Annotated in this window: 18 protein-coding genes; 12 read left to right on the plus strand and 6 right to left on the minus strand. The window is 70.7% G+C overall.

Annotated features, from left to right (window positions below; translation table 11 throughout):
• The first annotated feature begins 102 nt into the window (after positions 1–102).
• Genes BUB97_RS07730 through BUB97_RS07745 form a run of 4 tightly spaced genes read left to right on the plus strand, consistent with a single transcriptional unit; the run spans position 103 to position 3,565 of the window.
• Positions 103–1,035: a Gfo/Idh/MocA family protein gene (locus BUB97_RS07730; RefSeq protein WP_073133280.1), complete on the plus strand. Its 933-nt coding sequence runs from the start codon at positions 103–105 to the stop codon at positions 1,033–1,035.
• Positions 1,036–1,079: 44 nt separating this feature from the next.
• Positions 1,080–1,943 carry a shikimate dehydrogenase gene (locus tag BUB97_RS07735; protein WP_073133282.1) on the plus strand — a complete coding sequence of 288 codons (864 nt, stop codon included), beginning with the start codon at positions 1,080–1,082 and terminating at the stop codon, positions 1,941–1,943.
• On the plus strand, positions 1,940–2,539 hold the full coding sequence (gene coaE, locus BUB97_RS07740; RefSeq protein ID WP_073133284.1) for a dephospho-CoA kinase: 600 nt from the start codon (positions 1,940–1,942) through the stop codon (positions 2,537–2,539). Before BUB97_RS07735 ends, coaE begins: the two co-directional genes overlap by 4 nt.
• Before the next feature lie 42 nt (positions 2,540–2,581).
• On the plus strand, positions 2,582–3,565 hold the full coding sequence (locus tag BUB97_RS07745) for a trypsin-like peptidase domain-containing protein (protein ID WP_073133286.1): 984 nt from the start codon (positions 2,582–2,584) through the stop codon (positions 3,563–3,565).
• Positions 3,566–3,829: 264 nt separating this feature from the next.
• Here the strand turns inward: BUB97_RS07745 and polA are convergent, their stop codons facing one another.
• Positions 3,830–6,598, minus strand: a complete 2,769-nt coding sequence (gene polA / locus BUB97_RS07750; RefSeq protein WP_073133418.1) for a DNA polymerase I — start codon at positions 6,596–6,598, stop codon at positions 3,830–3,832.
• Between the two features lie 247 nt (positions 6,599–6,845).
• Positions 6,846–7,070, minus strand: a complete 225-nt coding sequence (locus BUB97_RS07755; RefSeq protein ID WP_073133288.1) for a zinc-finger domain-containing protein — start codon at positions 7,068–7,070, stop codon at positions 6,846–6,848.
• Positions 7,071–7,212: 142 nt separating this feature from the next.
• Here BUB97_RS07755 and BUB97_RS07760 point away from each other — a divergent pair, with 142 nt between their 5' ends.
• Complete coding sequence (locus BUB97_RS07760) at positions 7,213–9,135, plus strand: AI-2E family transporter (RefSeq protein ID WP_086061989.1); 1,923 nt, start codon at positions 7,213–7,215, stop codon at positions 9,133–9,135.
• A 269-nt stretch (positions 9,136–9,404) separates the two neighbouring features.
• Here the strand turns inward: BUB97_RS07760 and dnaQ are convergent, their stop codons facing one another.
• A complete protein-coding gene (gene dnaQ, locus BUB97_RS07765; RefSeq protein ID WP_073133290.1) occupies positions 9,405–10,097 on the minus strand; it encodes a DNA polymerase III subunit epsilon in 693 nt (230 codons plus the stop codon).
• 61 nt (positions 10,098–10,158) lie between these two features.
• Positions 10,159–11,220, minus strand: coding sequence for a uroporphyrinogen decarboxylase (gene hemE / locus BUB97_RS07770; RefSeq protein ID WP_073133292.1), 1,062 nt, complete (start codon positions 11,218–11,220; stop codon positions 10,159–10,161).
• A 629-nt stretch (positions 11,221–11,849) separates the two neighbouring features.
• Here hemE and BUB97_RS07775 point away from each other — a divergent pair.
• Together BUB97_RS07775 and BUB97_RS07780 are read left to right on the plus strand one after the other, a co-directional pair.
• Positions 11,850–12,731, plus strand: coding sequence for a pyruvate, water dikinase regulatory protein (locus tag BUB97_RS07775; protein ID WP_073133294.1), 882 nt, complete (start codon positions 11,850–11,852; stop codon positions 12,729–12,731).
• Positions 12,732–12,765: 34 nt separating this feature from the next.
• A complete protein-coding gene (locus tag BUB97_RS07780; RefSeq protein ID WP_073133296.1) occupies positions 12,766–13,383 on the plus strand; it encodes a Maf family protein in 618 nt (205 codons plus the stop codon).
• A 264-nt stretch (positions 13,384–13,647) separates the two neighbouring features.
• Here the strand turns inward: BUB97_RS07780 and BUB97_RS07785 are convergent, their stop codons facing one another.
• Positions 13,648–14,586: a LysR family transcriptional regulator gene (locus BUB97_RS07785; protein WP_245818226.1), complete on the minus strand. Its 939-nt coding sequence runs from the start codon at positions 14,584–14,586 to the stop codon at positions 13,648–13,650.
• 150 nt (positions 14,587–14,736) lie between these two features.
• Between BUB97_RS07785 and BUB97_RS26135 the strand changes: the two genes are divergently transcribed.
• The 4 genes from BUB97_RS26135 to BUB97_RS26790 all read left to right on the plus strand — a co-directional run bounded on the left by BUB97_RS26135 (position 14,737) and on the right by BUB97_RS26790 (position 17,331).
• Positions 14,737–14,892 carry a hypothetical protein gene (locus BUB97_RS26135; protein ID WP_175562582.1) on the plus strand — a complete coding sequence of 52 codons (156 nt, stop codon included), beginning with the start codon at positions 14,737–14,739 and terminating at the stop codon, positions 14,890–14,892.
• A 213-nt stretch (positions 14,893–15,105) separates the two neighbouring features.
• The gene (locus tag BUB97_RS07790; protein WP_073133298.1) at positions 15,106–16,041 is read left to right on the plus strand and encodes an AraC family transcriptional regulator; all 936 of its coding nucleotides are present in this window, start codon (positions 15,106–15,108) and stop codon (positions 16,039–16,041) included.
• Between the two features lie 111 nt (positions 16,042–16,152).
• A complete protein-coding gene (locus BUB97_RS07795) occupies positions 16,153–16,890 on the plus strand; it encodes an SDR family oxidoreductase (RefSeq protein ID WP_073133300.1) in 738 nt (245 codons plus the stop codon).
• A 48-nt stretch (positions 16,891–16,938) separates the two neighbouring features.
• Positions 16,939–17,331, plus strand: a complete 393-nt coding sequence (locus BUB97_RS26790; protein ID WP_086061990.1) for an Atu4866 domain-containing protein — start codon at positions 16,939–16,941, stop codon at positions 17,329–17,331.
• A 51-nt stretch (positions 17,332–17,382) separates the two neighbouring features.
• Here BUB97_RS26790 and BUB97_RS07805 read toward each other — a convergent pair whose 3' ends face one another.
• The gene (locus BUB97_RS07805; protein WP_073133302.1) at positions 17,383–17,622 is read right to left on the minus strand and encodes a DUF3072 domain-containing protein; all 240 of its coding nucleotides are present in this window, start codon (positions 17,620–17,622) and stop codon (positions 17,383–17,385) included.
• A 99-nt stretch (positions 17,623–17,721) separates the two neighbouring features.
• Between BUB97_RS07805 and BUB97_RS07810 the strand changes: the two genes are divergently transcribed.
• Positions 17,722–18,519, plus strand: a complete 798-nt coding sequence (locus BUB97_RS07810) for a creatininase family protein (RefSeq protein WP_073133304.1) — start codon at positions 17,722–17,724, stop codon at positions 18,517–18,519.
• Positions 18,520–18,610 lie beyond the last annotated feature (91 nt).

The raw sequence follows: 18,610 nt of genomic DNA on the forward strand, positions 1-18,610 counted from the left end.
CGCTTTGGTGGCATCCCTCGCGGCGCCGCGCCAGGGGGGCACCGGGGTGACGCCATGCGAGCCCCGCCCCATACCAGGGACCACCCAGGGAGAGAGCACTGCATGGACCCGCAGGACGCATGCCGCATCGCCATCATCGGCCTCGGCAAGGTGGCGCGGGACCGGCATGTGGATGCCATCTCCCGCGCGCCCGGCGCACGGCTCGCCGCCACGGCCGATCCCCAGGCCTCGCTGCCCGGCATTCCCGCCTTCCCCTCGCTGGAAGCCCTCCTCGCCTCCGGCACCGGCTTCGACGCCGTCGCTCTCTGCACGCCGCCCGCGATCCGCACCCGCCTCGCCGCCGCGGCGCTCGCGGCCGGCAAGCATGTGCTGCTGGAGAAGCCCCCCGGCGCGACGGTCGCGGAGGTGACGGCGCTGACGCACCTCGCCCACCGCCAACACCGGACCCTCTACGCCACCTGGCATTCCCGCCACGCACCCGCCGTGGAACCCGCCCGCGCCCGCCTCGCCACCCGCCGCATCCGCGCCATCCGCATCGACTGGAAGGAGGATGTCCGCCACTGGCATCCCGGCCAGGACTGGATCTGGGAACCCGGCGGATTCGGCGTCTTCGACCCCGGCATCAATGCGCTCTCGATCCTCACCCGGATCCTGCCCCGGCCGGTCTTCGTCACGGATGCCGAGTTGCTCCTTCCCGCGAACCGCGCCACCCCCATCGCCGCCCATCTCCGCTTCACCGACACCGAGGGCCTGGACGGCCGCGCGGCCTTCGACTGGCGCCCCACCGGCCCGGAGGACTGGACCATCCGGATCGAGACGGATGAAGGCCCGCTCGCGATCGAGCGCGGCGGCCGCCGGCTGCTGGAGGGCGGGCTGTTGCTGCTGGACCAGCCCAAGGCCGAGTATCCCGCGATCTACAGCCGCTTCACCGCCCTGGCCGGTCAGGGTGCTTCCGAGGTGGACCTCGCGCCCCTGGCCCTCGTGGCTGATACCTTCCTCCTCAGCCGCCGCCACACGGTCGAGGCGTTCCACTGAACGCCCGCCCTGACGCGCCCGCCCGCCTGCGCTATCCCTGCCCCATGCAGCCCGAGCCCCGCACCCTCACTGGCAAGACACGACTGGCGGGCCTTCTCGGCTGGCCCGTCTCCCATTCCCGCTCGCCCCGACTGCACGGCATCTGGCTGGCCCGCCACGGCATCGACGGCGCCTATGTTCCTCTGCCCGTCGCGCCGGAACGCTTCCCCACGGCCATGCGCGCCCTGGCCGATCTCGGCTTCCGCGGCGCCAACGTCACCATCCCCCATAAGGAAGCCGCCCTCGCCGCCTGCGACATCGTGGAGGAGGAGGCCCGCCGCATCGGCGCCGTGAACACGCTGGTGTTCCGTGAGGACGGCCGGATCGAGGGCTGGAACACCGATGGCTGGGGCTTCCTCGAAAGCCTGCGGGAACAGGCGCCGGAGTTCCACGTGAAACGCGGCCCCGCCGTCATCCTCGGCGCGGGCGGCGGTGCCCGGGCGGTGGCCCATGCGCTGCTCTCGGCCGGTTGCCCTCGCCTCACCCTCGTGAACCGCAGCCCCGCCCGGGCCGAGGCGCTGGCGGCCGAGCTCTCGGCCCATGGCGCCGCCGTCGAGGTCGCCACCGCCCCGCCACTGGAAGAGGCTGCCCTGCTGGTGAACACGACCAGCCAGGGCATGCAGGGCCAGCCGCCGCTCGCCATCGACCTCGCCCCCCTGCCCGCCGGGGCGGTGGTCGCCGATATCGTCTATGTGCCGCTCGAAACCCCGCTCCTCGCCGCCGCCCGCGCCCGTGGCCTGAGGGGCGTGGACGGGCTGGGCATGCTCCTCCACCAGGGCCGGCGCGGCTTCCAGGCCTGGTTCGGCGCCATGCCCTCGGTGGATGCCGAGCTGCGCGGCCTCATCGCGGCGGACATCCCGCCCCGATGAAGGTCTGGGCCCTTACCGGCGGCATCGGCATGGGCAAGTCCACCGCCACCGCCACGCTGCGCCGCCTGCACATCCCGGTCTTCGACGCCGATGCGGCCGTGCACCGGCTCCAGGGCCCCGGCGGGGCGGCGGTGCGCCCCATCGAGGCCGCCTTCCCCGGAACCACCCGCCCCACGCCCCGGGGGCCCCGCGTGGACCGCGAGGCGCTGCGCCGGGCCGTGCTGGGCAACGAACCCGCCTTGCGCCGGCTGGAGGCCATCGTGCATCCTCTCGTCCGGCTGGAGGAGAAGCGCTTCCTCGCCGCCGCGCGCCGCCGGGGGGAGCGCCTGGCCGTGCTGGATGTCCCCCTTCTGTTCGAAACAGGCGGGGAGAAGCGTGTAGACGAGGTGGTGGTCGTCACCGCCCCGCCCGCCATCCAGCGCGCCCGCGTCCTCCGCCGCCCGGGCATGACGGAGGAGCGGCTGAAGGCCATCCTCGCGCGCCAGGTGCCCGATGCACTCCGCCGCCGGCGGGCGGACCATCTCATCCACACCGGCCTCTCCCGCCACCACGCCCAGCGGGCGGTGCGCCGGCTGGTCACGCCGCCCGCGCGCTGATTCCCCTTCCCAAGGCCGGGCCCCTCGCCTCACACTTCCGTGATGCGCCGCCTCCTCCCCTTTCTCCTCCTCCCGCTGCTCGCCCCCTCCGCCCTCGCCCAATCCCCGGCGAGCAGCTGGCGCGTGACGAACCGCACGGGGCAGGCGGCCAACGGCCTGATCGCCACCGAAGCCGGCGCCACCAACCCCCGCGGCCGCAACCGCCTCCGGGAGCCCCTGGCCGATGGCGCCGAGAAGCGCTTCCGCCGCAAGGCCGAAGCCCCCTGCCGCCTGGACCTCCGCCTGCGCCTGGCCGATGGGCGGGAGGCCGTGATCTCCGGCCATGACGTCTGCGCCCAGCCCGCCGTGCTCTTCGAGCCCTCCTCCATCCAGGCCGCCTCAGGCCGCTCCCCAGCGGCGGCGCGCGGCAATACCGGCACCGGCTTCCTCGTCGCGCCCGAGCGGGTGATGACCAACCAGCATGTCGTCGATGGCTGCGCCCGCATCACCCTGCGCGCGCCCAGCGGCTACCGTTTCAACGCCGTCGCCCCGGTCCAGGCGAACCGGGAACTGGACCTGGCCGTGCTCCACGTCCCCGGCCTCACCGGCCCCACCCTCCCCTTCCGCGCCGAAGCCCCACGCCGGGGCGAGGACGTCATCACCTACGGCCACCCCCTCGCCGGCGTCCTCTCGGCCGACCCGAAGCTGACCCGCGGCGAGGTCAGCGGCCTCGGCGGCTTCCGCGGGGACCCCACCCGCCTCCAGTTCAGCGCCCCGCTCCAGCCCGGCAACTCCGGCGGCCCGCTGCTGGACATGCGCGCCCGCGTCGTCGGCATCACCACCGCCAGCCTCGGCGGCCGCCGCAGCGAAGCCCTGCAGAACGTGAACTTCGCGGTGAAGTCCGACCGCGCCATCGCCTTCCTGCGCGCAGCGGGCGTGACACCAGCCCTGGGCGCGGATTCCACCCCCGAGCGCGGCGCCGTGGAAGTGGGCGAAACAGCGAACCGGGCCGTCTATCTCATCCAGTGTGAGAAGACGCCGGGGTGATGGCGTCGAGGAGGGCTCCGCCCTCCACCCGCCAAGGGCCTGAGGCCCTTGGAACCCCGTCTGACTGCCGTGGATACCCTGATCGAAGGGGTCTCTGGTTGCTAGGTGCCGGTTCTGCCGTTGCAGTCGCCTGAGGTCATCGACCTCAGGCGCACCGTCAGCCCCGTGATTCCAAACTTTCAAAAAAAGAAGAAGGTGAGGGGTCCGGGGAGAGGAAGAATTCCTTCTTCCTCTCCCCGGACAGACCATCAGTTCAGAATCCGCTCAATGCGCCTCAGCCCAGGAATGCCCCGTCCCGATTTCGACGGCCAGCGGAACGGAAAGTGTCGCGACATTCTCCATCACCGCGCGCACCACGGGGGTGGTTGCTTCCACCTCCGTCTCCGGCACTTCGAAGAGCAGTTCATCATGCACCTGCAGCAGCATGCGCGCGCCCAGCCCCGCATCGCGCAGGGCGGAGGGCACGCGCACCATCGCGCGCTTGATCACCTCCGCCGCGCCGCCCTGGAAGGGCGCGTTGATCGCCGCGCGTTCCGCGTTGCCGCGCAGCCCCTGGTTGCGTGAGGCGATCTCCGGGATCCACAGCTTCCGCCCGAAGGGCGTCTGCACGTAGCCGTTGCTGCGCGCGTCTTCCTTGAAGCGCTCCATCGCGTCGCGGATGCCGGGGTATTGCGCGAAATACGCATCGATGATCCCGCGCGCCTCCGCGGGCCCGATGCCGAGCCGCCCCGCCAGGCCGAAGGCGGACATGCCGTAGATGATGCCGAAGTTGATCGTCTTCGCGCGCCGCCGCGCCTCGCGGTCCACCTGGTCCAGCGGGATGCGGTAGATGTCCGACGCCGTGCGCGCATGGATGTCCTGCCCGGTGGCAAAGGCCTCCAGCAGGGAGGGCACCTGCGCCACATGCGCGAGCAGGCGCAGCTCGATCTGCGAATAGTCCGCCGCCAGCAGCAGATGCCCCGGCTCCGCCACGAAGGCACGGCGGATGCGCACGCCTTCCTCGGTGCGGATGGGAATGTTCTGCAGGTTCGGCTCGGTGGAGGAGAGCCGGCCCGTGCTGGTGATCGCCATCGAGAAATCCGTGTGCACGCGCCCATCGGATGCGATCTGCGCCTGCAGCCCCTCGACATAGGTCGAGTTCAGCTTCGAGAGCTGCCGCCAATCCAGCACCTTGCGCGGCAGCGGGTGGCCGGTGCTCGCCGCCAGCTCCTCCAGCGTCGCCGCATCGGTGGAATAGGCGCCAGACTTGCCCTTCTTGCCGCCCTGCAGCCCCATCTCGCCGAACAGGATGTCCCCGAGCTGTTTGGGCGAACCGACGGCGAAGGGCCGCCCCGCGATCTCGTGGATCTCCTTCTCCAGCGCCGCCATGCGCTCGGTGAACTCGGCGCCGGTCTGCTTCAGCGCCGGCCCGTCCACCTTCACGCCCGCGACCTCCATGTCGCGCAGTACGGTGATCATTCGGCGCTCCACCTGCTCGTAGAGCATGAGCGCCCCTTCCTGCCGCAGCTTCGGCCGCAGCACCTGCCATAGCCGCAGCGTCACATCGGCATCCTCGGCGGCATAGGCCGTTGCCATGTCGAGCGCCACCTGGGCGAAGGGCTTGCGCGTGCGCCCGGTGCCCGTCACCTCGTCATAGGTGATGGGCTGGTGGTTGAGATGCCGGCGGGAGAGCTCGTCCATCCCATGCCCATGCCGCCCGGCATCGAGGCTGTAGGAGATCATCATGGTGTCGTCGACGGGCGACACCGCGAAGCCGCCATTCGCCTCGCGGCCCAGCACCTCCAGGTCGTATTTCGCGTTGTGCAGCACCTTCAGCACCGAAGGGTCGGTCAGCACTGGCCGCAGCACCTCGATCGCCGCATCGAAGGGCAGCTGCTCCGGCGCGGGGGTCAGCATGTCCGTGCCCTCGTGCCGCAGCGGCAGGTAGGCGGCCTTCCCCGGCGCCACCGCCATGCAGATGCCGATCAGCGAAGCGTTCAGCGCATCCAGGCTGCTCGTCTCGGTGTCCAGCGCCATCACCCCCGTCTCGCGCGCCGCCCTGACGAAGTCATGCAGCGCGTCGATGGTGGTGATCGTCTGATAAGGGCCGAAGGCCGGCCCTTCGGCGGGCAGCGAAAGCGCCACGGGGGCGGGCGCGGGGCCCGCGGGGCGGGAGACCGGCACCTCGCCCGTCGCATCCAGCCCCAGCCGGTGCTGCACGCTGCGGAAGCCCTGAGCCTTCAGGAAGGCGACCAGCTTGCCCGGCTCCGGCCCCCGCGTCTTCAGATCGTCCATCGGGCAGGGCAGGGGGGCGTTACGGTCCAGCTCCACCAGCTTGCGGGAGATGCGCGCCTTCTCCGCATTCTCCTCCAGCGCCTGGCGCCGCTTGGGTTGCTTGATCTCGGAGAGGCGCGAAAGCAGCGTCTCCACATCGCCATACTGGTCGATGAGCTGGGCCGCGGTCTTGATGCCGATGCCCGGCACGCCCGGGATGTTGTCGGTGGAATCGCCGGCCAGCGCCTGCACCTCCACCACCTTCTCCGGCATCACGCCGAACTTCTCCAGCACCTCGGCGGCATGGATCGGCTTCTGCTTGATGGGGTCCAGCATGCGGATGCGCCCATCCACCAGCTGCATCATGTCCTTGTCCGAGGAAACGATGGTGACCTGCCCGCCCTCCTTCGCGAAGGCGGTGGCATAGGTCGCGATCAGGTCATCCGCCTCGTAGCCGTCCAGCTCCACCCGCGCGACGCAGAAGGCATCCGTCGCCTCGCGGATGAGCCCGAACTGCGGCGCCAACTCCGGCGGCGCCTCCGGACGCTGGGCCTTGTACTCGGGATAGATCGTGTTGCGGAACGTGCTGCGCGAGGCATCGAACACCACCGCGATATGGCTGCCCGCATGCTTGGAGAGGAAGTTCGCCAGCATCTGCGTGAAGCCGAACACGGCGTTCACCGGCACCCCCGCCGGGTTGGTCATCGGCGGCAGCGCGTGGAAGGCGCGGAAGATGTAGCCCGACCCGTCCACCAGGATCAGGTGGCGGTCGGTGTTCACCTCGGCGATGACGGGGTCGTCCACCGGCGCCTTGTCGGCGGCCTCGTCGGCGTTCTCGCGATCCGTGGCCATGTCTCGTCCTGTGCGGAGCAAAAGAGCGGGGGAAGGCATTCCCCCGGACCCCGACTATCCTCGGGGTGTAGCACCGGCGCGCCGGCGAAACCCGCGCGCCCGAACCGGAAAGGCGGGGCGAGGGGGCCGGAAGCTCACGCCCCGCGCGCCACGGCCCTTCCCCCGCCGGCCGGGCTCAGTGGTGCCCGTCGTCGCCCGTGCCGGGCGCCAGGTGATAGGTGCGCGAGCAATAGGGGCAGGTGATCTCCTCCCCCTCGATCCGCATCCAGATCATCGGATGCCCGAGCGCACCCCCGCCCCCGTCGCAGGGCACATGGCGCGAGGTGACGGTGATCACCTCCTCCGCCGTCACGCCGGAGACGCGGTTGGGGGTGTAGCCGGTGAAGTTGGGGTCGCGCATCGGGCCTCGGCCAGTCCTGGGAAATCCTGGCCGGAAGATAAGGGCGGGGCCCCGATCCGGCCAGGGCACCCTCGCCGGCAACCAACCTGTGACAAACCTCCGCCCGCCGCGTTCCCCCCCGGTCCTGTCCCACGGGGAGACCATGCCCGAGCCGATCACCCCCCGCCCCTTCCGCTCCAGGGGCTCCAGCCTGGCCTCCTCCAACCTCGCCAGCGAGGTCCCGGCGGCCGGCGTGCCCAGCGGGGGACCCGGGGTCTTCTATGCGGGCATCGCCATCGTCGGCGTCCTCTACTTCACGCGGGAACTGCTGGTGCCGCTGGCCATGGCGGTCCTGCTCGCCTTCGTGCTGGCGCCGGTGGTCAAGGCCATCCGCCGCCTGGGCGTGCCCCGCGTGGCGGCGGAGCTGCTGGGCGTCATCCTCGCCGTCGGTGTCCTCTCCGGCGTCGGCGCCCTGATGGGCCGCCAGCTCGCGGACCTCGCCAACGAGCTTCCCTACTACCAGGCAACCATCACCCAGAAGCTGAACGGCCTGTTCGGCGGCGGGGGCGGGCTGATCGGCCGCGCCTCCGAAATGCTCCAGGCCTTGGGCGAGAACCTCGCCCGCCGCGCCGAACCCCCCTCCGCCGCCGCCCCCCAGGCCGGCCTGCCGCCCCTGCCGGTCGAGGTGCGGGAACCCACCCCCGGCATCCTCACCGTCCTGCAGCGCGTGGTCGGGCCCCTCCTGGGCCCCGTTGCCACCACCGGCATCGTCATCGTCTTCGTCGTCTTCCTCCTCCTCTACCGGGAAGACCTGCGCGACCGCCTCATCAAGCTCATGGGCTCGCGCGACCTCCAGCGCACCACCGCCGCGCTGAACGAGGCCGCGTCCCGCCTCTCCCGCTACTTCCTGGCGCAGACGGCGCTGAACACCGGCTTCGGCATCGGCATCACCATCGGCCTTTGGGCCATCGGCATCCCCAACCCCCTGCTCTGGGGCGTCATCGCCGGGCTGATGCGCTTCGTGCCCTTCATCGGCGGCTTCATCGCCGCCGCCTTCCCCGTCCTCCTCGCCATCGCGGTGGATCCGGGCTGGACCATGCTCATCTGGGTGGTCGTCCTCTTCGGCCTGGCCGAACCGCTGATGGGCCAGGTCTTCGAACCCCTGGTCTATGGCCACTCCACCGGCCTCTCCCCAGTGGCCGTGCTCCTCGCCACCGCCTTCTGGGCTTGGCTCTGGGGTCCCATCGGCCTCCTCCTCGCCACGCCCCTCACCGTCGGCCTGGTGGTCCTGGGCCGCCATGTGGACCGGCTGGAGTTCCTGGACGTGCTGCTGGGAGACCGGGCGGCGCTGGAGCCGCCCGAGGCCTTCTACCAGCGCGCCCTGGCCGGCGACGGGGACGGGCTGGCCGAGCAGGCCGAGCTCCAGCTCCGCGGCCTCCCCCTCCAGGCCTATTACGACACCGTCGCCCTCCCGGGCCTCGCCCTCGCCCAGGGGGATGCCACCCGCGGCGCCCTCACCCGCAGCCGGCTGGACACCCTCCGCACCCGCGTGGACGGCCTGCTGGACGACCTCTCGGAGCATGAGGACACCGAGCTCCCCGCCCTCGTCACCGACGGCCCCGTGGAAAACCCCCAGGCCGAAGCCGCCGAGCCCCTGCCCGACCCGGTCCTGCCGCCCGCCTGGCAACAGCGCGGCGCCGTGCTCTGCGTCGCCGGTCGCGGCCGGCTGGACGAACAGGCCACCGTCATGCTCGCCCAGGTCCTCGCCCTGAAGGGCTTCGGCGTCACCGCCCTGCCCAACGAAGCCCTGCGCGACGCTGCCCCGGCCCCCGAAGGCGTCCAGGCGGTCATCCTCTCCGCCCTCGACGGCGGCAGCGGCGCCGCCAGCGCCCGCTACACCATGCGCCGCCTGCGCCGCCGCTTCCCCGAAGCCGCCCTCGTCGCCGGCCTCTGGGGCGCCGATCGCGACAGCCCCGTCATGGCCGCGCTGCGCGAAGCCGGCGGCGGGGTCTGCGAAGCCCGGTCCCTGCGCGACGCCTTGCAATGCCTGGTACAGGCGGTGGAGCAGGAGGATGGCGGGATCTGATCTGTCGGTCTGTCCTGGGGAGAGGAAGAAGGAATTCTTCCTCTCCCCAGACCCGTCGAAGGCAGTGCCTTCGACCCATCATCTTTTTCTATCAGTTTGGAATCACTCGGCTGACGGTGCGCCTGAGGTCGATGACCTCAGGCGACTGCAGACGCAGGATCAGCACCCTTCGACGAGAGACCCCTTCGATCCGGGGCATCCACGGCAGTCCGATGGGGTTCCAAGGGCCTCAGGCCCTTGGCGGGTGAAGGGCGGAGCCCTTTGCGGCACTAAGCCCCTTCCAGCGTCGCCCAGACCGGTTCCTTCAGCTTCGCGACAAAGGCCGCGTGGCGTTCCAGTTCCTCCGGCGTAGGGACGATAGGCCGGGGTGTGCGCTGCACCGGCCCTTCCACCGAAGCCAGGCTGGAGCGGGAGCCGCCGAGGACGGTGGCCAGTTCCAGCCCGGGCTGCTTGCCGCCCATGAGCTCGAGATAGACCTGCCCGAGCAGTTGCACGTCCAGCAGCGCGTTGTGGGTGGTGCGGGCCGAGAGGTCGATGGCGAAGCGCCGGCACAGCGCGTCCAGGCTGTTCGGCAGCCCGGGGAAGCGCTTCTTCGCCATCTCCAGCGTATCGACCATCCGGCTGCGCGGGATACGCGGCGCGCCACAGCGGTCGAATTCGTGGTCCAGGAAGTTGAAGTCGAAGGGCGCGTTGTGGGCGATCACGGGGTCGTCGCCCAGGAAGTCCAGCAGCTCCGGCAGGATGGCGGCGAAGAGCGGCTTGTCCGCCAGCATCTCGGCCGTGAAGCCGTGCACCTTGGTCGCTTCGGGCGGCACGTCGCGCTGCGGGTTGATCAGCCGGTGGAAGTGCCGGCCGGTGGGCATCAGGTTCACCACCTCGATCGCGGCCACTTCCAGAACCCGGTCGCCGGTGGCGGGGTCCAGGCCGGTGGTTTCGGTGTCGAGGATGAGGGCGCGGGGCATGAGGGCTAGATAGGGGAGAATGGCCGGGGGGAGATATCCCCCCGGCTCCCGGGCACCACGTTCAACGGGCAGCCTTCACCTGGGTGACGAGCGCCGAGACATGCTCGATGGGCGTGTCGGGCGTGATGCCATGGCCCAGGTTGAACACGAAGGGCCGCCCCTTCATGGCGGAGAGGATGCGGCCCGTCGCAGCCTCCAGCGCCTCGCCCCCGGCCACCAGCACCTTGGAATCCAGGTTGCCCTGCAGCGCCACGCCCGGCGGCATCATGGCCGCGGCCTCCACCGGGTCCAGCGTCTCGTCCAGCCCCACGGCATTTACCCCCACGCGCTCGGCATAGGCCGGAATCCCGTCTCCCCCCAGCCGCGGGAAGCCGATCAGCGGGAAATCCGGCCCGAGCCGCGCCCGGAGGCGCCGCACCAGCGCCGCGGTCGGTTCGATCACCCAGCGCTCGAACCCCTCCGGCGGCAGCAGCCCGGCCCAGGAGTCGAACAGCATCAGCGCCTCCGCCCCCGCCTCGGCCTGCGCCACCAGATAGGCCTCCGACGCCTCCAGCAGCCCCTCGAACAGCCGGTCCAGCAGCGCCGGATCCTCCTCGGCCATCCGCCGTGCCACGGGGAAGCCATGCCCGCCGCGGCCGTCGATCATGTAACAAGCCACCGTCCAGGGGGCGCCCGCGAAGCCGATCAGCGCCACCCCCGGGTGGTCCCGCTCCAGCCCGGCCCGGATCCGGCTCACCGTCTCCATGATCGGCGCTGCCCGCCGCGCCGCCTCGGCCGGCTTCAGCGCCGCCATCGCGGCTGCGTCCCGCACGGGTTCCAGGATCGGCCCCACCCCATCGGCCCCGCCCTGCCCATAGCGAAGCCCCTGCCCCATGGCCCAGGGCAGCATCGGCAGGTCCGTGAACAGGATGGCCGCGTCCAGGGCGAAGCGCCGCAGCGGCTGGAAGGTCACCTCCGCCGAGAGCTCCGGGTTCAGGCACAGCTCCAGGAACCCGCCCGCGCGCTCCTTCGTCGCGCGGTACTCCGGCAGGTACCGGCCAGCCTGGCGCATCAGCCAGATCGGGGGCGGCCACACGGCCTCGCCACCCAGGGCACGAAGGAAGGGCTTGTCCACGGCGTTCATCGCGCCCCTTTCACTCGAATTAAGGTCTTTAAGAAAGGAGTGGTGGTTTAGGGACCCTGTGAGTCCTGTGGACGCAATCCCCGGCGCATCCCGTCCCGAGGGTTTTCCACAGGCTGAGAGGCTTGGCGACTCGCTAACACGCGCCGAGTCGATGACTCGCTCCGCAGGACTCCTCCCCCGGCGCGGGGATTCCATCCCCGGTGGCGTGAGTCGTGACTCACCACCCCCATGACTCAGAGAGGGCCGGAAGAGGCCCGGATTCATCCCCAGGACTCACGCTGGTGAGTCGATTCCTCCCCAGAGGCGGTGACGGTTGCCCCCGGAAGGGAGAAGGAATTCTCCCTCCCGGACCCTCCCTCATCTTCTTTTGGAAGACGGCCGTGGAATGCGGGGCTGGAGGTGCGCCGAGGGTCCATGACCCTCGGCGACGGTCAGGTCAGCCCGCGCCCCCATATCAAAATGCCTGCGGCGCAACAGGCGGCATCACATCCCCGGCAGGCTGAACGCGGGGTCCGGGGCCCCCGCCGGGGCCCCGGCGGAGGGTCCGGGAGGCAGCGCCTCCCGGGCAACGCGCCACCCCGCACCCAAGGATTTCGCCGCCCCGCCCGATCTGCTCTAGGCTCCGCCCGATGCCCCGCACCACCAACCTGCACCTCGTCTCCGACAGCACGGGCGAGACGCTGAATTCCATGGCCCGCGCCACCCTCGCGCGGTTCGAGGAGCCGCATGTCATCCAGCACCGCTGGTTCCTCGTCCGTTCCCGCTTCCAGCTGGAACAGGTGCTCGAGGGCATCCAGGCCGAGCCGGGCCCGGTTCTCTTCACCCTGGCCGACAAGTCCTTGCGGCACAGCCTGGAGGAGTTCTGCGCCCGCCTCGGCGTGACCAGCCTTTCCGTGCTGGACGAGACGCTGGACCTCCTCCAGCGGGAGATCGGGGCGGCCGCGAAGGAGAAGCGTGCCGCGCAGCATGTGCTGGACGCCGATTATTTCCGGCGGATCGACGCCATGCATTACGTGCTGGCCCATGATGATGGCCAGGGCACCGCCGGCATCGCGGAGGCCGATACCTGCCTCGTCGGCGTCTCCCGCAGCAGCAAGACGCCCACCTGCTTCTACCTGGCCAACCGGGGCATCAAGGCCGCCAACGTCCCCATCGTCCCCGGCGCCCCCCTGCCACCGGAGCTGGACAACCCGCCCTGCCCGGTCATCGGCCTCACCATTGAGGTGAATGCCCTTCTGGAGATCCGCCGCCACCGGCTGAAGCTCATCGGCCAGGCACCGGGCATCCTCCGCCAGGACAGCACGGACTATGTGGACCCGGAGGCCGTGAAGGCCGAGATCCTCGCCGCCCGCCGCCTCTGCACCTCCCGCGGCTGGCCGGTCATCGACGTGACGCGCCGGAGCATCGAGGAAACGGCGGCCACCGTCCTCCAGCTCATGGAGGCCTGGCACGCCCGCTCCGCCAATTCCGCCATGCCGCATGGCGCCAACCAGGGGCCACCGGCCCGGTGAGAACGGGCTGTATTCTCTCGCGCATGGAACGGGCATGAACGCGCTTCAGAAAACGGAACCGGCGCTGATCCTGGCCAGCGCCTCCTCGGCCCGGAAATCCGTGCTGGAGGCGGCGGGCCTCCGCTTCCAAGCCATGGCCGCGGCGGTGGACGAGGCCTCCATCAAGGAAAGCGCCATGGCGGAGGGCTTCCCCGCCTCCGACGCCGCCATCCTCCTCGCCGAGGCCAAGGCACGCCGCATCGCCGCCCGCCACCCGGAGGCGCTGGTCATCGGCTGCGACCAGATCCTCACCCTCGGGGACCGCTGGTTCGACAAGCCTGAATCCCCCGCCGAGGCCCGCACCCATCTGCAAGCCCTGCGCGGCCAGACGCACCACCTCGTCACGGCCGTGCTGCTCTGGCGCAACGGCCAGCGCATCTGGCAGCACGTCGCCACCCCGCGCCTGACCATGCGCCCCTTCTCCGACGCCTTCCTCGACGCCTATCTCGCGCTCGAAGGGGAAACCGTCACCACCACGGTCGGCGCCTACCGCCTCGAAGGCCCGGGCATCCACCTCTTCGACCGCGTAGATGGCGAACATGCCGCCATCCTCGGCCTCCCCCTCCTGCCCCTGCTCGGCTTCCTGCGCCAGCATGGGGTGCTGCAGGGCTGAAGGCTTGAGGGCTCTGCCCTCACCCGCCAAGGGCCTGAGGCCCTTGGAACCCCGTCTGACTGCCGTGGATACGATGATCGAAGGGGTCTCTGGTTTCGGGGTGCTGATTCGGCCTTTGCAGTCGCCTCGGGTCTCGGACCCGAGGCGCGCCGTCAGCCGAGTGATTCCAACTCGAAGAAAAAGAAGAAGGTGAGGGGTCCGGGGAGAGGAAGAATTCCTTCTTCCTCTCCCCGGGACAGACCGACAGCGCCCAACAAGACCGGATCACCCCACGCTCGGCCCGCGCCGCCGCGAAAGCCACTTCACCAGTTCCGCACGCAGCCAGGTCTCGCCCGGGTCCTGGTCCACCGCCATGCGCCAGGCGATGTAGATCGTGGCTTCATCGCAGGGGAAGGGCGCCGGGTCCGCTGCCAGCCGGTCCCCCCAGCCGATCGCGACCAGCGCGTCCCACACTGCGCCGGAGACGAGGCAGAGCAGGTCCGTTCCCAGCAGCGTCTGCGGCATCAGCCCGTAATCCGGCACGCCCAGCACCACGCGCCGCTTCCGACCCAGCTTCTCCAGCGCCTCGTCCGCAAGGCCTGTCAGGTCGCCGCGCGGCGTCACCAGCATGTGCGGCCGCGCGCAATACGCATCGAGATCGACCGGCCCTGGCGTGCGCGCGTCGCGCAACACGAACCAGCCGTCCCGCCGCAGCACGCGCTGTTTTGTCGCGGCCGGCATGTTCTCGACATAGCCGAGCGCCGTGCTGATCTCGCCGGATTCCAGCATGCCCGGAATGGTGCGGTAGGTCGCGGCGCGGATGCTGATTCCGCAATGCGGCGCCAGCTCGCGGAAATGCGACAGCAAGGGGATGATGGACATGCCCACATCCTCGCTCATCCCGATCCGGAACACGCGCTCATCCGTCTGCGGGTCGAAGGGCACCGATCCCGCGATCGCGCCCACCATGCCCTGCAGCAGCGGCCCGATCTGCGCCATCAGCGCCTCCGCCCGCGGCGTCGGCTCCAGCACCGCGCCGCGGCGGATGAGCAGCTCGTCCCGGAAGAAGGCCCGCAAGCGGCCGAGCGCCTTGGAAGTCGCGGGCTGCGAAAGGAACACCGCTTCCCCCGCGCGCGTCACGCTGCGCTCGCGCATCAGCGCGGAGAAGACCGTCAGCAGGTTCAGGTCGAACTGCCGCAGCCCCGATTCATCCATCCGCTGCATCACCGCCGCTCCGCTCCCATGCCGCGCATCATCCCTCGGGAGAATGGAATCCATGAAGCGCGGGCATTGGAAGAGGAGGGGAGGGCGGGCGCATATCGGGGCCACCGGCAGCGGCACCCCGTCGCCGTCACCCACGAAGGAACAACCATCATGTCCATCACCAACTCGCTCCGCATTCTCGGCCTGGCGGCCGCGCTGATCGTCCCCGCGCTCGCGGGCACCGCCTCCGCCGCGCCCGCCGGCCAGAACCCGGTGACCTATCTCGAGCAGAGCGGCGCCACCGGCGGCGGCGGCCAGCACTCGTAACCCTGCGCGCCGCGACAGCGGCCGCAAGGCTCAAAGGGGGCGCCGGTGCATCCGGCGCCCCCTTCGCCGTTCCGCGGGCCGAACCATACGGGCGCCGGCCTGAACGATCCTCGCCAATCCTTGCCTGATCCTCCGGCGCCCCGGCCCGCTTCCATTCCCGCCAGGCCACCCACTTCCTATGTTGCACGCCTCGTCCCGAGGATCGCCGGCTCCATGTCCACCGCCATCCCCACCCCGCGCCACGCCGAACTCGCCCTGCTGATCGACCGGCTGACCGAGAATCTGGGCGACGGCATCCACGCCACCTGCATCCCGCGCCTGGCCGTCATCCGCGCCTCGGCGCCGACCGACCGGTTCCACACGGTCTATGGACCCTCCGTCTGCATCGTCGCGCAGGGCGCCAAGCGCAGCATCGCGGGCGACCGCATCCTGGACTACGCGCCGGGCCACTACCTCACCGTCTCCGTGGAGCTTCCCGTCATCGGCCAGGTCACGCAGGCCAGCGCGGAGGAGCCCTATCTCTGCCTCCGCCTCGATCTCGACCCCGCCCTGCTCAGCGGCCTGCTGATCGAGGCCGGGCCGCGCGGCCGACGCGCGCCGGAACCCGATCTCGGCATCATGCTCAGCTACACCGCGCCCGAGATGATGGACGCCGCCATCCGCCTCACGCGGCTTCTCTCCACCCCCGGCGACATCGCCGTCCTCTCCCCGATGACCGAGCGCGAGCTGCTCTACCGCCTCCTCACCGGTGACCAGGCGGCGATGCTGCACGCCATCGCGATGGGCGAGAGCCGCACCGCCGGCGTCGCCCGCGCGGTGAACTGGATCAAGGACAACTTCCGCGAGCCGCTGCGCATCGAGGCGCTGGCGGAGCTGGCGCATATGAGCCCCTCCGCCCTGCACCAGCACTTCAAGACCGTCACCGCGATGAGCCCGCTGCAATACCAGAAGCAGCTGCGGCTGCAGGAGGCGCGGCGCCTCATCCTCTCCGCGCAATCCGATGCCGCCGGCGCGGGCTTTGCCGTGGGCTACAGCAGCCCCTCGCAGTTCAGCCGCGAATATGCGCGCCTCTTCGGCGCCCCGCCGCTGCGCGACATCGCCCGCCTGCGCGGCGGCGACGAAGCCGCGATGAACGCCGCCGCGGGCTAGCACCCAGGAGGATCAGGCAATCACCCCGGAGTTCCGGTCTACCGCCTAAAGCCGCCGCGGCGCCAGTTTCTCCCCACCGACGACAACCGTCGCCGAACAGGAGAAACCCCAGTGTCCGACACCATCCCCGGCAAAACCGTCCTCATCACCGGCGCCAGCAGCGGCATCGGCGAGGCCACCGCCCGCGTGCTCGCCGCCCGGGGCGCGCGCCTCGTGCTCGGCGCCCGCCGCACCGACCGCCTCGCCGCCCTCGTGGCAGAGATCGAGGCCGGCGGCGGCCAGGCCCGCCACCGCGCGCTGGACGTGACCAGCGCGCAGGACATGCAGAACTTCGTGGACTTCGCGGAGGCCGAGTTCGGCCGCGTCGATGTCCTCGTCAACAACGCCGGCCTCATGCCGCTCTCGCCGCTGAACGCGCGGAAGATCGACGAGTGGAACCGCATGATCGACGTGAACATCCGTGGCGTGCTGCACGGAATCGCCGCCGTGCTGCCGCGGATGGAGGGGCAGGGCGCCGGCCATGTCATCAACGTCGCCTCCATCGGCGCGCATGCCGTCTCGCCCACGGCGGCCGTGTATTGCGCGACGAAGTTCGCGGTCTGGGCCATTTCCGATGGCCTTCGCCAGGAGACGGACCGGATCCGCGTCACGGTCATCAGCCCAGGGGTGACGACCTCCGAACTCGCCGACACGATCACGGACGACACCGCGCGCGCGGCCATGACCAGCTTCCGCGCAAAGGCCATCCCGGCGGAGGCCATCGGCCGCGCCATCGCCTACGCCATCGCACAGCCGGACGATGTGGATGTCAGCGAGATCATCGTCCGCCCCACCGCCAGCCCGAATTGAGACGCCCGCACCGAGACGCCCGCACCGGGACGCCGGAGAACGCATCGCATGACGCAGACCGAGCCCGCCTGGCCGATCTTCCTCGCCACCCTTCTCGCCAATGCCGCGCTCGCGCCGGCGCATGCCGCCCCGCAGCCGGCCCCTATCGAACGGAGCGCCGACATGGCCCGCAAGCCCGACCTTCCAACCCCCGCGCCCGACAATCCCTTCGTCGGAATGTGGGTCACGGCCGATGGCCGCATCCGCCACGAACTTCTGCCCAACGGCCGCTACGACGAGGCGCGCGGCAACCGGCAGAGCGCCTATCAAGGCCGCTACTGGCTCGACGGCAACCGCATCGAATATCTCGACGACACCGGCTTCACCGCCGATGGCGAGTTCCGCGACGGCATCCTCTATCACGGCGGCATGGTCTTCCTCCGCCAGGGTGCCCGGAACTGACGAGTGCACGCAGACGCGCGAAACGGGGAGGCGCAAAGCCTCCCCGTTTCCTTACTTCCCGCGCCCCGTCTTCTCCTGCAGCGCGTCGATCCGCTTGGACGCCTCGGCCTTGCTCAGCCCCTCCTCGAACTCCTCCCCCGCCTCTTCCGAAAGGGTCTTGAGATAGGAGGCCTGCGCCCCCGTCATCGCCTCGTCGCCCGTGGTCCAGTCATCCGGATCCTTCACCGTGTTGGAACCGGGATTGGGATCCGCCTTCGGGTTCGCCTCGTGATGGTCAGCCTGCTTGCTCATGCCTGCATCCTCCAATGATGTTCCCTAAACGTTCAGGGACCGGGGAGGTTGCCACCACGCCGCCCGCGCGCGAGACCGGGGCGGAAGAGGAGGGCCGCCATGAAGATCAGGATGGGCGAGATCACGGGCGCCGAGGCGCGCGCCCTCTATGCGCGACGCCCCGTGGTGCTGCTGCCCCTCGGCAGCCATGAGGACCAGGGACCCCATGCTCCCATGGGCGACTACCTCCTGGCCGAGCTCATGGCCGACCGTATCGCCCGCGCCGCCACGGAGGCCGGCACCGAGACGGTGGTCGCGCCCGTCCTCCCCTTCGGCAAGGCCGATTTCTTCAGCGCCATGCCCGGCGGCATCGCCCTCTCCCACCGCGCCTTCGCCCTGGTGCTGACCGAGATGATCGAGGCCCTGCTCCGCCACGGGCTGGACCGCATCGTCATCCTCAACGGCCATGGCGGGAATGCCCCCGTCATCCATGACGTGACGCAGCACTTCCTGCTGGAAGGCCGTGGCACCATTCCCTGCTTCTATCTCTGGAAAATCGCCGGCGCCCTGCTGCCCGAAATCCTCGGGCCCGACCTCGCCCGCCGCTCCGCCGGCCACGGTGCCGACCCTCTCACCAGCATCGCCCTGCACCTGACGCCCGACCGCATGCGGATGGACCAGCTTCCCGCCACCCCAACCCCGCCCGCCACCATGCTCGGCCTGCCCTTCACCGCCTGGGGCGCCCTGTCCTTCGAGGGGGCCGAGATCAACGTCCCCGCCGGATACGAACTGCCCTCGCCGGACGGCATCGGCCCCGGCGACCCCCGCCTCTGCAGCGCCGAAACCGGCCACGCCCTGGTGAAGCGCCTCACCACGCTCGGCGCGGGCTTCGTCCGCCATTACGCCCGGGCGGGCTGAGCCTCGCGCAGCCGTGAGGCGGGGGGACGCTATCCTTCCGCAACTCCGGCCGTTCCTTCCCTCCGACGACCCAGGCACTCGCCCGAGCGGC

The sequence above is a fragment of the Muricoccus roseus genome (genome assembly GCF_900141905.1).
Taxonomy (GTDB): Bacteria; Pseudomonadota; Alphaproteobacteria; order Acetobacterales; family Acetobacteraceae; genus Roseomonas; species Roseomonas rosea.

What these genes read in the sequence shown, in the direction of transcription:
- BUB97_RS07730 (WP_073133280.1), top strand. Translation starts at nt 103, where the DNA reads ATGGACCCGCAGGACGCATGCCGCATCGCCATCATCGGCCTCGGCAAG.
- BUB97_RS07735 (WP_073133282.1), top strand. Translation starts at nt 1,080, where the DNA reads ATGCAGCCCGAGCCCCGCACCCTCACTGGCAAGACACGACTGGCGGGC.
- coaE (WP_073133284.1), top strand. Translation starts at nt 1,940, where the DNA reads ATGAAGGTCTGGGCCCTTACCGGCGGCATCGGCATGGGCAAGTCCACC.
- BUB97_RS07745 (WP_073133286.1), top strand. Translation starts at nt 2,582, where the DNA reads ATGCGCCGCCTCCTCCCCTTTCTCCTCCTCCCGCTGCTCGCCCCCTCC.
- BUB97_RS07755 (WP_073133288.1), bottom strand. Translation starts at nt 7,070, where the DNA reads ATGCGCGACCCCAACTTCACCGGCTACACCCCCAACCGCGTCTCCGGC.
- BUB97_RS07760 (WP_086061989.1), top strand. Translation starts at nt 7,213, where the DNA reads ATGCCCGAGCCGATCACCCCCCGCCCCTTCCGCTCCAGGGGCTCCAGC.
- dnaQ (WP_073133290.1), bottom strand. Translation starts at nt 10,097, where the DNA reads ATGCCCCGCGCCCTCATCCTCGACACCGAAACCACCGGCCTGGACCCC.
- hemE (WP_073133292.1), bottom strand. Translation starts at nt 11,220, where the DNA reads ATGAACGCCGTGGACAAGCCCTTCCTTCGTGCCCTGGGTGGCGAGGCC.
- BUB97_RS07775 (WP_073133294.1), top strand. Translation starts at nt 11,850, where the DNA reads ATGCCCCGCACCACCAACCTGCACCTCGTCTCCGACAGCACGGGCGAG.
- BUB97_RS07780 (WP_073133296.1), top strand. Translation starts at nt 12,766, where the DNA reads ATGAACGCGCTTCAGAAAACGGAACCGGCGCTGATCCTGGCCAGCGCC.
- BUB97_RS07785 (WP_245818226.1), bottom strand. Translation starts at nt 14,586, where the DNA reads ATGCAGCGGATGGATGAATCGGGGCTGCGGCAGTTCGACCTGAACCTG.
- BUB97_RS26135 (WP_175562582.1), top strand. Translation starts at nt 14,737, where the DNA reads ATGTCCATCACCAACTCGCTCCGCATTCTCGGCCTGGCGGCCGCGCTG.
- BUB97_RS07790 (WP_073133298.1), top strand. Translation starts at nt 15,106, where the DNA reads ATGTCCACCGCCATCCCCACCCCGCGCCACGCCGAACTCGCCCTGCTG.
- BUB97_RS26790 (WP_086061990.1), top strand. Translation starts at nt 16,939, where the DNA reads ATGACGCAGACCGAGCCCGCCTGGCCGATCTTCCTCGCCACCCTTCTC.
- BUB97_RS07805 (WP_073133302.1), bottom strand. Translation starts at nt 17,622, where the DNA reads ATGAGCAAGCAGGCTGACCATCACGAGGCGAACCCGAAGGCGGATCCC.
- BUB97_RS07810 (WP_073133304.1), top strand. Translation starts at nt 17,722, where the DNA reads ATGAAGATCAGGATGGGCGAGATCACGGGCGCCGAGGCGCGCGCCCTC.